Here is a 13,866-nt window from a genome sequence, read left to right on the forward strand (position 1 = left end):
TCTCTTTAAATCCAATCCTATTTAAAACTCCTCTGGTCAAATCACTTCTAGCCTATTGGCCAAAGGTTTTCTCTTGTCGAATAACTTCTCCATCCTTCAGCTCTGTCACCGACGCTTTTATATTTTCTCCATCTCCCTCCAAGTCACTGATTTTCAATTCCTGCACCCGACCATCTTTTAGCTCCACCACCAGCTCATTGGCACTTTTCGCTTTCACCGATTTGATCACCGATCCACTTTCATAAGGCTCAATTACCGACAGGTACCTCGCCTCTTTTCCGTTTGACCGCACAGCCAGCGTCTTCCTTCTCGACGCTTCGTTGCCCAAAGGGAAATCGCCTCCAAGCTTAGCTTTGAAAGCCACCGCTTCCACACCCGATAGGTCAATAATCGCCGTGGCTTCTTTTTGGGTGTTTTCAGGCATTCCCGGAATAGAATTCCCCATTAATTCCCCTTCAATTTTCACGGGGCCTCCGTAATAATCCACCCCCGCAGAAGTCGGCTGAAGCATATTTTTATACTTCACAGAAAGCGATGAAACAAATACCTCTGAGCCATCTTTCAACACCAGTTTGGCATTGCCCCAAAAAATGGTATTGTTTCTAGATTTATCCACTTTCGTAGTCAAAACCAGTTCTTTTTTACCTGTGATGTCTAGTTCAATATTTTTTGCCCCTAACACCCAAGCACCTGTGCTGTCATTTAGTAGTGTCTGATTATCGGCTTCGATACTGAACCAAACCCTTTTATTTACACCAAAAGATTCGGGAGTAGTCCCTACCATTATTTCATTTTGGGTTGGCCAAGCGTTAAACACGTCAATTTTAAGCGGGCCGTCCTCGTTTTGCCTCATGCGAGCCCCCGCATTGTCACATCCTTCGCCAAAGCACATTTCGAATGTTGACTTTGCAGTTCCAGTAGTTGTGTACCAATCGCAATCGGTAGTGAACTGCGCAGCTCCCAACGGATCGGTATTCCATTGATTATCGTGGCGTATAAATTCTTTTTTATCAGCACTCAATTCTTTGAAACCTTTTATCTGCATCAGCCAGTCGTAGGTGCGCACGCTGTCCGATTGGAGGTAATCTGCCAACACGATGTAATCATCCATCATTACCATTAAGCGACGCTGCATGATAGGATCAGTGTATCCCGTAATCTCTCCATATGGAGGGTGGTCATCGGGTATAAATAAGCTACGGTTTTCCGACCATGCTTTTTCCTGAACGGTCACGGGTTTGCCCCCGTACACCATGCCCATGTACGGCGGATTCATCCAGCGGGCTTCCGATTCCACTACCGTAGCTTGCATGAGTTCCCCGGTATAAAACAGCTTCCTGAAGCTTTCCGCAGGTTCTTGCATTTTCTGATCGACCACTACCATGTTTTTATTGACAGAAGCCTGTACCAGAAATTTGTACAAATACGTATGATAACCGTACCAATACATTTCGGGATTGTAGAAACTACGACCGTAACGCATCATGCTGATCAGCTGGGTACGGTCGTAATGCCCGTGCCCTCCTCCATGAGTTCCATAATGCAATACCGCCTGGATTTGTTCACGCTGCTCCCTTCCTTGTTTTTGAGAGCGCAATTGTACAATTCCCATGTTATCGGCATAAGCAGATTTGCTGGTTTTTTCAGAGGTTGCCTCTGGTAATTCGGGTACGCCATAGAGCAAATCCCGCTTATCCCCTCGTTGGATAATGGCGGCATATTCTGGGTCTCGGTACAGGTAATAAGCCAATTCGTAATCGGCACCAGTCACTAGGGCTTCGGTAGCATCGTTCACTGCAAACATTACACCTCGGTAATCAAGGAAATCTAGCGGAGCATCCCACATGTCTTTAATGCCAATGCTGTTGTTGTTCAGCGTTCCCCATTTCATAAAATTCATTCCCCACAAGCCAGGCCGGTTTCTGCGGGGCAACAGCGAGTGATTAGGCCTAGTGCCCAAGGGCAATAGTTTGTCTTTAAAGTTTATTCCCCAAGGCTGGAGCGCAATGGCAACTTGGGAGAACATCCGTGAACACCACAAGTTGTAGCCAACCGCACATTCATGCCACCAGCCATCGTTCAACACACCTTGCGCCAACTGCTGGTAAATTCCTGCCGGCATGTTCAAAATATATTCTGCCAAGTGCAAATCCTGAATAGAAAGGGCGCAGTAAAATGCTCCAGACAATTCGCTCAAGTCCCAATTGCCAATTGCCCCAGCACTGTTCTGTGTTATCGCCACGTCTATGTACAGACGAAATGTATTTTCGATCTGCTGTTCATCTTCTGCTGTCAACAAACCAGCATCTTTGATCATGTCATGCCCTCTGGCTACATTTTGAAAAAAGCCTCCCTCTTTCACAAAATTAGCTCCGCCTGCACGCAAGGTCGTTGGATAGCCATTTTCAGGATTGGAAAGTCTTTTCAAAAACAACACACATTTCTCTGCATACTCTTTTTTACCTGTTAACTGATAGGCTATTGCACAGTTGAACATGTTGTTTGCATCTCGTTCGCTATAGAGGTGCTGTCCAAACTGATGATCGCGTGTTGGCAGGGTTTTAGCAACTTCAGGAACATTCCATCGCTGGGCTTTTTCTTCGTATTCCTTAGCCTGCTCTTTCGCCCATTCGTACTTTTCCATTTTATCTCTCACTTTTTGCCATTCTCCGGCTGTAAAAAAGATATTGGGGAAAGGGACTGCAACGGCAGTGGTAAATTCGAGCGTAGCAGCAGCAGAGCCTTTTCCATTGGGGATGGCTTTTAATACTTGATTTTCGCGAACACCTTCGGGTAATTTTGCTGGGACATCCACCACAACTTTACACTTTTTCACCTCCAAAGGCTGAAGCTCAATGACAGCGGGCGCAACCATGGCTTCCATCGATTCCCAACCGTATTTTGCAAAATGCAACTGAACGTTTTGCTGTTGAGAAGTAGTATTCCCCACTTCAACTTCGTATTCAACTTTCCCACCTCCAGCAATTGATTTCCCCCGAATGGGTGCATTTACATAAACTAACTCGCTCTTGGTAACGTTAACATTTTTGATTTTAAAAAATAACTTTTGTGCTGATTGAGCTCTAATCTCTAATTCTTTAACAGCTTGAAGAGTTGCCAATTTATGTCCCTCTGCCAGATCAAACAACTCCCATGGAATATAGACAGACTGCCAACCTGCACCTGCTATTTGCAACTTGGCCGTGCTTACAGGGTTTACGGCATCGGCATCCTGTTCAGCAACTTTAAATGTAACTTCCAACGATGCAGTAGATTCATTTTTGAGGTAAATATCAAAAGCCAGTCCTGCATATTTGCTCCAATCGGAAGCATGTCCGTAAATGGCTTTGAACCCTTTGTACGTGTGCTCGCCATCGGGGTATCTGTAGGAAATGGCCTGGTCACTTTTAAAAGAAGCCTCCCCTTTTTTCACTTTGGAAATGCCCTCCCAATCGGAAAAATCGGCTTTCCCAATACTCTCTTGTACTTGGGCATGGATAATACCCGAACTGAGTAATAGTAATACAAGGATAATTTGTCTAGTCATTTTAGTATTTGTGAATTTTACTTTGCTTTAAAAATAATGATTATTCCAATAAAAATAAATTGATATAGCAATTTTGCTTCGATAGTATCGTGTGCATGTTTAACCACTACTGTCAGGGTAAAATCTCACGATACATTTGCTCTGTCTTCTTTCTCAGCTTTTTCAGGATTTTGGCATGCTCAGGGCTGTTCGCCAAGTTATTCTGCTCAAATGGATCGTTTTCTATATCGTATAGTTCTTCGATTTGAGGGCTGTGTTCGTAGTACACAAAATACTTGTAGCGGTCTGTCCTAACCCCATGGCTTCGGTAAGATTTATTCGCTTTGATAAGCCCCTCATTAAGTTCATCCACGTTTTCCTTATAGCGCTCTTTGAACATAGCTACGAGGAAAAGATCTTCCATAAATACGGCATCTCGCCATTGGCTCATATCTTGTGTTTTATCCAAAATCCTACTAAAATCTCTCCCCTGCATACTTTTTGGTATTTCGAGCCCTGCGAATGAAAGAATAGTAGGCGCAATATCCACCGAAGAAATAAGTGCCTCTTCCCTAAATCCACGTTGGGCTACTGGCACTCTTCCATCATACACAATCAGGGGAGCTTTCACTGATTCTTCATAAAGCAAACACTTATCGAAAAGGCCATGCGAACCTTGGAAGCGGCCATTGTCACTGGTGTAAATGATGACCGTATTTTCCAACATTCCTTTTTCCTTTAGCTTCTCCACCAACAGCCCGACTTGTTGATCTACGCTGTAGCCTTGCGTGGCAAAGCGGCGTACCAACCTCTGGTGCATTTCAGGGGTAGATGATCGCTGCTTATGCAGATAAACACCACGGGCATTCTCTTTCACCACGTTGGGCAAGTCCTCATTTTCACCCTCCACCCAATTCTCCGGCACCGACATATCGTAATTCTTGAACTGCTCAAAATGCGGCATGTACATGTCCCTATTATTATCGTGTTTTACAGCGTAAAAACTAACCGAGAGGCAGAAAGGCTGGTCTTGAGGTTGGGTTTCCAAAAAGCGCAACATCGCCTCTCCCGTTCTCAACGTTCTTCCCGAATTTTCCCTTCCTTCCTTATAGATTGCCTGCAGCTCAGGATCATTTTCTGGCCACATGACAATGCCGTTTCTATCGTGCGTCTCGCTGCCGGCAAAGAAATCGAAGGTAGCTCCCATGTGTTTTTTGTAGAAATGCTCTTTTGCGGTACTTGGCCGAATAGCTTCTTCGGTAACGGTGAACCCGACCTTGCCAATAAAACCTGTTCGGTATCCCGCATTTTTAAGTATTGCTGGGTAGCCTTTGGCAAAATCAGCTTGGGACAAAGTATAGTCATCTGGGGCAACGAAGCCCACCCGGTGGTTTGAGTTGTGGCGACCCGTCATCATTGTTACCCGGCTGGGCATACAAATAGCCACCGTATAAAATGCCTTGTCAAAAGTTACGCCCTCTTCGGAGAGCTTATCGATATTAGGCGTATTGAACTCAGGCTTACCATAGCACCCCATGTTGTCCCAACGTTGGTCATCCGTCATCAGAAAGATGATGTTGGGCTTGTCCTTCGATTGGGCAAAAAGCCCCAAGGGGTTTATTAGCAGGAGTAAGAGTAGCGATAATTGTATAAGTTTCATATGCTATCTTTTTTAATTGATTTGTTCGATCAGCACCACGCTCCAAATCGACAGCTCTTGTTGGATATGCAGCACACCATCGTCACCAACTGTCACAATACTTGTCTTTAAGCTTTCAGCCACTTGTTTCATCACTTCCACCTGCTCACGTGTAGGAGGTTCGGGCTTGCCCATTTTTTCCCAGTAATCATAAATATTTCCGTGGTCCTTATCCAATACCTCAATCTTAAATTGAGTGCCTGGCTTTAGGTCGGTAAGTTTAAAATCAAGATTTCTTGGGCTTCCGGAGTAATGCTTCTCAATCACCCTGATACTTTTGGGAACAGCTTTGTAATGCTCTTCGGGATAATTGTACGCCAAAGCCACAACTTTTCCATTGCCTGATTTTCTGCTTACGAACAAAAATTCGTCTTTGTATAACTTCTCGTCGCCTAGGTGATGAAGCATTCTGTAAGCATGATACGATGGCTTCACGATCCCTTGGTAGTTGATCATGCCGAACCCACCGTGAAAGATGCTTGCGCCGCCGCCCTTTTCTTCAAAAATATCGGTAAAAGTCCAGAATGCCAGCGAATTGGTCAACCCAATACATTCTAGGTTGGTACGAACAATATAGGCAGCCGGAGGAAGAAAATCATGCATAGCATCGCGGCTATTCGGACTTGTGTTCCACTCGGTCAAATGTATCTCTGCATTGGGGTATGCACTTTTGGCTATCACACCGTTTAGCCATTTTATATCTTCTACTGTTGAATGAACATAACGTGAAAAATCTTTCCCTTTTCCCGTACGTGGGTCCAATGGGAAATCTGTTGGGTAAGGGTGAGTACTGATAAAATCAACCGGAAGGTTTTCCTTTTCACAATATTTCAAAAAGTCTTCAATCCAAACACCTCTCCATTTCAGGTCATTAATGTTGTCGGCATTAAAAGTCAATTCAAAGCCCTCGGTATTTTCTTTTTCCCCTTCGTAGCGGTCATCGGCTACAAAGTTACTCGACGAAGGACCACCTACCTTAAAGCGGCTATCTACCGAACGTACCGCCTGAACCGAGGCTTTATATAGAGCAAAATATTGTGATTTGGTACCATCCCAAAAAGCACGAGATAAATTAGGTTCGTTCCAAACTTCAAAATACCAATTAAGCACTTCATCAACCCCATAGCGATCTACAATGTGTTGGGTAAATGCCTTAACCAAATCGTGCCATTTTTCCTCATAACCTGGTCCGGGAGTTGTATTTGCTTTCCACCAAAAAACGGTGTGAGAATTTTCCGCAGCAATACTTTTGGGAAAATAAGCCAATTCAATGAATGGGCGTACATTCATATCTAGCAACCTATCGAAAACCTCATCAATGTATTGCCAATTGTAAACTGTCTTTCCATTCACTTCCATCACAGGAAACATATCATCGTGGAAAAGACCGTGGAAACGTACTGTTTTAAAACCGCAGGTTTGCTGCACAAATTCCATTTGTTCGAGCCATCCGGCACGTAATGCTTCGTTTGCACGCCCTGCCCCCACACTGTTGCTCCAAAAGTGTTCAAACTTTTCGCCTTCTCCATTTGCCTTAATACTTATCTCGCTTTGCGAATAAGCTGTGTTCATTATCAATACTGCTGATAGGATAAAAAATACTCTTTTCATTTTTATGACTTTAAAAAATTAATATTCACTCTTTTTATAAAAAACACTCGCTGCCTGTGAGCCACAGACCGAGGGAGATTTCATTTTGTCATGTACTAAAAAAAACTCACTTCAATTGGCTCGCAAATTCTTCTGGCAACTCATTTACCGACCTTATTTTAATCTCCTTGTAGTACACTTCGGCTCCTTCGCTTTGGAGTTGAATTTTTCCTTTGCTCAAAGGCGTGGCAACATCATCTTCGTCATAAGCAACAGACCTTTCCAGCACCATCACCACCCTTCCATTTACAATGTGATAGGATTTATCCCCAATGCAAACCAGCTCAAGCATATTCCACTCACCAGTTTTTTCATGATCAGCTATTTTTTTGCAACTCCATTCTTTTTCCCCGGTTTTAAACCGTTGGTACTCTCCATTTGGATCATAAATGAAGCTGACTGATTCCGATTCAGCATCATTCACTTGAATTGCTTTTATATCCACTCCTGTACCGGCTATGGCGTAATAATCGCCGCAATCTCCTTCTTGCACCTGCATTTCTTGAGACCGCATCCAAATGCCCCAAGCTGCGCCCTGTGGTTCCTGACAGTGATAAAGAATTCCGCTATCTCTTAGTTCGTCGAGGCGAGGTTCGTATTTTTTTGAGCCCCACTTGAACTTCATACTGAGGTGGTAATTTTCATACTCTTTTTTGGTATTAATACCTCCATAAATTTCACCCGAAGCCCTTAAGACGGTCTCACCATCCATTTCAATTGTGGAAAAAACGTTCTGAGGGTCGTTATTCAACCCAAGTGGCTTCCCCTCCAAATTGCCACCTTTTTCATACCCTTCTAAACCAACTGTAGGATGAGGTACTCCGATAAATTTATCCCAATTGCTCAAGCTCATGTCCAGCAATGGTTCCCAGCTTTGGTCAGCCACTTTTTTTGAACTACAGGAGTTGAAAACCAAGCCAATTGCCATAGCTCCAACAATAAGTAAAATGCTTGTATATCTAAATGTCATGATAGCTTCAAGTTTCGATTTAAATGTTTAGGTAGTTTTTTAGTTGCTGAGCTACCAAAGCGTACTTACATTCTGTGGCCATTGATCGATATCGGTTAGCTCCTCATTTCCTTTATTGAATATGCTGTTCTCCATGGTCACATCACACTTGTACAATACCATATCGGTTTTCTCATTATCAAACTTACTGTTGATAATATGAGCACCACCTACCCTTCGCCACATGGCGCCATAGCCATTATTGATAATTTCACATCGGTTTATAATGACTTTTTGAGGAGCGTACTTTGGATTTTCTGTGTAATTGTATTTATCGTAATAATGCTCGCAAGGAAACCAAAGAGCCACGTTCCCACATTCTGAGATATCATACTTGTGGAAAAACAAATAGCCGGCTTCTTCATGATCGGCTTGGATTCCATTTCCATTGGCATTTCTGATTTTGCACCGCTGAGCCAATACAAATTCACACGAAGTGTACTTGTTTCCTTTCCCTGTTATAGGATTAGACATATCGCAGTCAGACTGTAGAATGTACTTGTTGTATAAAAAATAAACATTGTGAAACAAACTCCCTCCAGATCCATTGTACTGAAAATCACAATTATCCATAATGATATTATCCGTGCGCTTCATATGAACCCCTTGCGCTGACCAGTCCCTCACGGTAATATTTTGAAGCATAATTCTGTTGTGCCGGCTACCATTTTTCCCAGACAACCGTATCCCATTGGCTTTGCCCTTCCTTGTACCTTGAATAATCAGGTCTTTAATTACAAAATCAGTCACCTGTGGTGTTGGCTCTAAATTGATCCCAGAAACGGTCATCTCAGGCCCTTGCATAATGATTGTCTCGGCACGGCGCTCACCAGCAAGCGTGACTTTGCTCCTAGGTGTAAGGGTAGTATCCAAATAATGAATGCCCTTTTTCAATAAAACAATCCCGCCTCCCTCAGCGCTGGCAGCATCCATTGCCTTCTGGATTGACTCGCCCGGACTCACCTCAACCACATGGTTCAAAAACTGCTCAGGGTACGTCACATGCTTGAATTCATCTTTCCATTTTTCATGCATTATGGAAAGTACTTCAGGTTCAATTTCGACTTTGGAGTACGTATAATCCGCTTGCTTTGTAGTTGCTTTAGATTCAAACAAAATGTAGCGAGACGTCCATGTTTGTTCTTTATTAGGTTCAACAGATAACCGAATAAATTGCTCTGGGCAAAGAGTTTTGTTAATTGCCCAAAAATGAGCCTTGGTTAGGGGCTGGTCGATGGATACAGTTACGCCAGCGCCCGTTTCTTTATTTTCTATGCTAAATTTATTAAACTGAACAGATGGCTTAAACCCTTCCAACTCAACAGAAAAACTGTTCCCCTCTTCTATTTCCTTGTTGAACTTTATGCTATTGCCTCCTACTTCTGCCAAGCCCTTGGTGTCACTTTCAGTGTGGACCTTAAAAGGATATTTGACCTTCACGGATGGTCCAGAGACTTGATTATCGATCACAAAAAAGTTATGATTGTACTGATCGAGCTCAATTTGCTTTTCACCGGTATTTCCCAACGTATGTTCAATAGTGAAACCCTTATCATTTAGTCTTATCGTTTTTTTATAGACATACCCATAGCCAAAGTCACTATTAATGGTATGGGTAAATGTGATCCAATCATTTCCCTGATCAATCTTCCATTTACCATAGTCCAAAATCTTGTATGTTTCAATATGTTGGCTGTATTCCTGCTCATCACCTTTTTGGATGATTCCCACACCGAGGCGGATAAACCCTTCCCCTGGCGCTGCTTCATCATATCCTAACCCACCACTTGCTGATGCTTCGGCAGGGCCTAAAACATCCTCTGTTGCCAGTGGATTATGTGAATCTTTCCAAGCCCCAAAGTATTCATGACCTCTGTACTTAACGCTCCCAATCACCCCCGACCAATCGAACCTTGTTGAGCGATATAATCCTTTTTTACGGTCTGGTAAATAGACTTTCATGGTCACCTCGCCATTGGAGATGACAGTACTTGGATATTTTGAAAAATCTACCTTCTGAGCATGAATGCTATTTCCGCATAAACACACCCAAATAATCAAAAATATAATTCTCATTTTCATCATTTATATAGTTAGCTCTGTTGGACCTATTTCAATGGAATGACCATATTCCATGTTTTAGTACCATTCCCAAATCCACCAGGGCCGTCCATTGTAGCAAAGAATATGTGCGTTGGCTTTCCATTTTCTACAAAAACAAAAGGTCTTTCCAATTGGCCTTGCTTAATAGCTTCACCATTATCCCATTTCACTGTTCGGGTGTATGCCAATGGATTTTTGTCCAGAACCCAGTTAAGACCATCTTTTGAATGGGCAAGAACTCCCCCATGATGGCTTTTGGCAATATCACCCGTCATGTCCTTGGCAATCATATGAAAGCCTTCATCATCGCTCCACAAGTGGGGATCTTCCACCTCACCAAACTTTTCAGATGAAAAAAGCGGGTCATCACCCATTACGGTGTATTCCCCGTCGTAAGAAGGAGCAGTAGCCACCCCTATAAACTGACCAGAGTGTGTCAACCCATCTTCCCTATAACTTCTCCCTTTGAACAGGAGCACTATAGAGCCATCTTCCTTAATCAATGGAGAAGGGTTAGAAGTGAGGAAACTATAAAATGAATTGGGTTTCACATCCAAAATAGGTGCATCGAGCCTTTTCCACGGACCATTTGGGCTCTTAGAAGTTGCCACACCCACACGTTTTCCCCAACGCCCTCCAATACACCATTTGCTGGACAAGGTCAGCTCACTTGCATTTTCTTCTGTTACCTCTTCAAATGGGTGCGTTGACCCCATGTAGTACAACAGGTACGTGTCTTTGTATTTGACAATTTTGGGGTTGTGGCAAGATCTTCCATCCCAATACTGCGCACCCCTCGCTCCCAATGCCACATCTTTGAACTCATAAGGTCCTTCTGGCGTAGCCGAAACGGCATGAACAATTTCGGAAGCGATCATCCAGCCAGGATGAAACTTCAAGTACTTTGGCCACCTGGACGCATACATGTGATAATTCCCGTCTTCGCCCTTTATCACAGAACTGCCCCAGACCCAATACTCTTCCATTTCAAGCCCTCCGCCTACAGGAGCAGTGCCCAAGTTATCGTAGATTACATTTTGACCTGCTGCGGAAAGGCAAATCAGGCACAAAAACGACAACACAAAGCTTTTCATTTTCATATCGAGTTAGCTTAATACTATTTGACTATCAGTCTATTAAAAAAAAACACTTATAATATATTTCACTTCTATTCTACAGGCAAATCCTCACCTGCTGGATAGGTTTTGGCTTTCCCTTTTTCTGTCGTTATCGTCACCGGTTTATTTGCAGAATAGAAATATTTCCCATCCACATTTCTAAGTTCGGCAGCTACATCACCTTCTACAGCCTCTATACTCACTTTCCCTTTTTTCAACACCTTACCACTACCTAGGTACAAGTAGTCTAGCTTGCCAGCAACTTCAGAGATAATTCCAAATGTCCCTTGAAATTCCACCTGCTTTTCCGGTTTGTAGTTTTCTTTGTCAATGGCATTCAATATGAGTTGCTTTCCCAATTTTTTGGAGTCAACTTCAATACAAACAAAACCTTCATTTGAAGCCACATTTGTGATAGAGCCAATTGCTTTTTCTCCTTCACTGTAGGCATCAAAAACCGCCACGAACGGGCTAGTTTGTGCATTATTTTTTGTTTGGCGCAAAATCATCGTAGGAGTGGGTTGCGGACTTCGGTTCACACCGCCCGGAGTTAAATCGGTACGCAAGGTTGACGGTGGGGCATCGGCAATATAAATTTCACGGTTATCCTGTCCCATCATCCACATATCAACATGATAAGCAGATTCCACTTGAGTAGTTGTCCAAGTTGAAACAAAATCCTCATCGTATTTAGCCAACCTCAAGTTTTCAAAAAAAGCATACCCTTCATGATAATGGTTGTCGATTTTAGCCACTTTTTCAAGGTTCAGTACCTTGCCTCTTGCATCCTTCAAAACCACCTCATTTCCTAGCACATGCTGTAAGTTATCGTTATCATTTTGATTTGAGCGAAAAACATCAACATAATAACCTGTACTTGGAGAAGTCCGAACCATAGCGACCAAACGTCGTTTTTCATCGGCACTTACATCGGCAAAAGAACAGGTTGCAGAAGTTTCCGAGGTGTTGTAAAAGCTGTTGGTTTCATCCACAACCGGATCCATTGCATTGATGGTTATTTCGCCTCGTTTATATCCTGGAACTATGGTGTTTGACCCAGCTATTCCACGGTGGTATTTGGCATCGTCCGACCAGTACGATTCGTAAGCAGAAGCATCAGGATTTAAGACATAACCGTTACCATAAAATTGCATGCACAACCCATTGTCGGTTAGGTGACCTCCTTTTTTACCTCCATACAAGGTAAACATCAACCCGTTTTCTTCGCTATTACCATTTTTCATTATCAGGTGGCGATGGTGCTCAGAATAAGCCGCTTTGTGATAGGGCAATTCGCTGCCTGACTCGGGAAGAGGTTGATACAAACAAAGCCCTTTCCAGTTACTTTTGCTTCGGTTGTATTGCCCAGCAACTATTCCTTTACGGATTACCGTGGCCATTTTCTTCGCATTTTCGGGCTCATTCTGCCAAGTGTAGTAAGCCAACATTCTTTCAAAAACTGAGAAGTTGGTTGGCCCGCCACGCATATCGCCAAATAGCACAAGATTACCACGTGCATCTAGCCAACCCAAGTTGGCCATAGCGGCTTTTTGCAACAGCGGATTATCGCCAATGGTATTTATGCCGGCATTGTAAAGTGGCATTCCAATATCCAGCACAGCTGAAATCATTCCCGACGCATACCCAGGAGACTCGGGCCACAGCCCGGTAACTTCATCGAAGTTTTTGATAAAATCGGGCAAGGCCTCGTGGTAATCGGTGGTGATCTCGGTATAGTAAGGGATATAATATTCTTTTCCTTTCCCGTCTTCATAAAATTCATTCGATTCTAATATGAGCATAGAAGGAACGATATTTTTATAACCATTGACGTTCCAGTTGCCTCGCTTACCACCTCGAACCAAACCAAGGTCGACAAAGCGTTTAAACACTACGCCCGCAACGTCCACCACATCCTTCCCTATCACTTCAAGATGTTCATGTGGATTCGCTTTTAAGTAATCGTAAAGAAAATCGTAAACAAACGCACCGTGTTGCTGATGATCGTCATGGATCTGTTCGTAATCGTAGTATCCCATAATCCCCCTTGGTTCGTAGCCACCATATCCTCCTGTAGACTTTTCAGGGTCGAGTGGCGGCTCCATGTAATAGGTCCCTAGCAACCAAGTCCAAAAAATATCTGCGGAAAATTCGGCATACTTTTCTTCTTGGGTAATCCAGTAGGCAAAAGCAGCTTCCTCGGCCAAGGTCAAAATCTCATTGTTGTTGTAACGAATCATGTGCCCGGTTTTCTTATAAGGTACCAGAACCGGAGTTTTATCGTCGCTGGCACGGTCAATAGCCAACATGTCACCGTTTTCGCTGTATGGCAAACGATCTTCCAGCGGAACATTGATGTAACTATTCCAAGTACGCATTCCCGGAAGCCTTACCGTCGGAATGGGTGCATTTCCTTCACCGTAGTCCCAGTTCTGTTTCTTAATGTAGCACTGGGTATAGCGTTCGCCATCTTTCCAGTACATAGACATGCGGGAAACGATCCACTCAGGGTCGGTTTGATGGCGGTCTACATAAACGTCAATATTCTCTTTTATCCTTTTCCAAGCAGAGGCAGCCCACTCTTCATTTTCAATTTTTTCAAGAATGGCTTGTCTGTCTTCGTTTTTGGCAAACAACTGAGGTCGGTTTTGGGCATTGACCTGCTGAAACACCAATACAAAAAATAAAATCGTGGTTGAAATCAATCTGTTATTCATCGTTGTTTGGTTCGTTTAAAGTGATGTTAATCCCCACAGGTAGC

General features: G+C 43.3%; 7 protein-coding genes. All 7 read right to left on the reverse strand.

Annotation, left to right across the window (positions count from 1 at the left end):
- Positions 1-52: 52 nt before the first annotated feature.
- Positions 53-3,547, reverse strand: a complete 3,495-nt coding sequence (locus R9C00_19430) for an alginate lyase family protein (GenBank protein ID WPO33874.1) — start codon at positions 3,545-3,547, stop codon at positions 53-55.
- Between the two features lie 112 nt (positions 3,548-3,659).
- Positions 3,660-5,186: a sulfatase-like hydrolase/transferase gene (locus R9C00_19435; protein ID WPO33875.1), complete on the reverse strand. Its 1,527-nt coding sequence runs from the start codon at positions 5,184-5,186 to the stop codon at positions 3,660-3,662.
- A 12-nt stretch (positions 5,187-5,198) separates the two neighbouring features.
- A complete protein-coding gene (locus R9C00_19440) occupies positions 5,199-6,836 on the reverse strand; it encodes a hypothetical protein (GenBank protein WPO33876.1) in 1,638 nt (545 codons plus the stop codon).
- 106 nt (positions 6,837-6,942) lie between these two features.
- Positions 6,943-7,845 (reverse strand): DUF1080 domain-containing protein, encoded by a 903-nt coding sequence (locus tag R9C00_19445; protein ID WPO33877.1) that lies wholly within the window; start codon positions 7,843-7,845, stop codon positions 6,943-6,945.
- A gap of 51 nt (positions 7,846-7,896) precedes the next feature.
- The gene (locus R9C00_19450; GenBank protein ID WPO33878.1) at positions 7,897-9,960 is read right to left on the reverse strand and encodes a hypothetical protein; all 2,064 of its coding nucleotides are present in this window, start codon (positions 9,958-9,960) and stop codon (positions 7,897-7,899) included.
- Between the two features lie 32 nt (positions 9,961-9,992).
- Positions 9,993-11,087, reverse strand: a complete 1,095-nt coding sequence (locus R9C00_19455) for a glycoside hydrolase family protein (GenBank protein WPO33879.1) — start codon at positions 11,085-11,087, stop codon at positions 9,993-9,995.
- A 68-nt stretch (positions 11,088-11,155) separates the two neighbouring features.
- Positions 11,156-13,822: a hypothetical protein gene (locus tag R9C00_19460; protein ID WPO33880.1), complete on the reverse strand. Its 2,667-nt coding sequence runs from the start codon at positions 13,820-13,822 to the stop codon at positions 11,156-11,158.
- Between the last annotated feature and the right edge of the window lie 44 nt (positions 13,823-13,866).

Source organism: Flammeovirgaceae bacterium SG7u.111, assembly GCA_034044135.1.
Lineage (GTDB): Bacteria > Bacteroidota > Bacteroidia > Cytophagales > Flammeovirgaceae.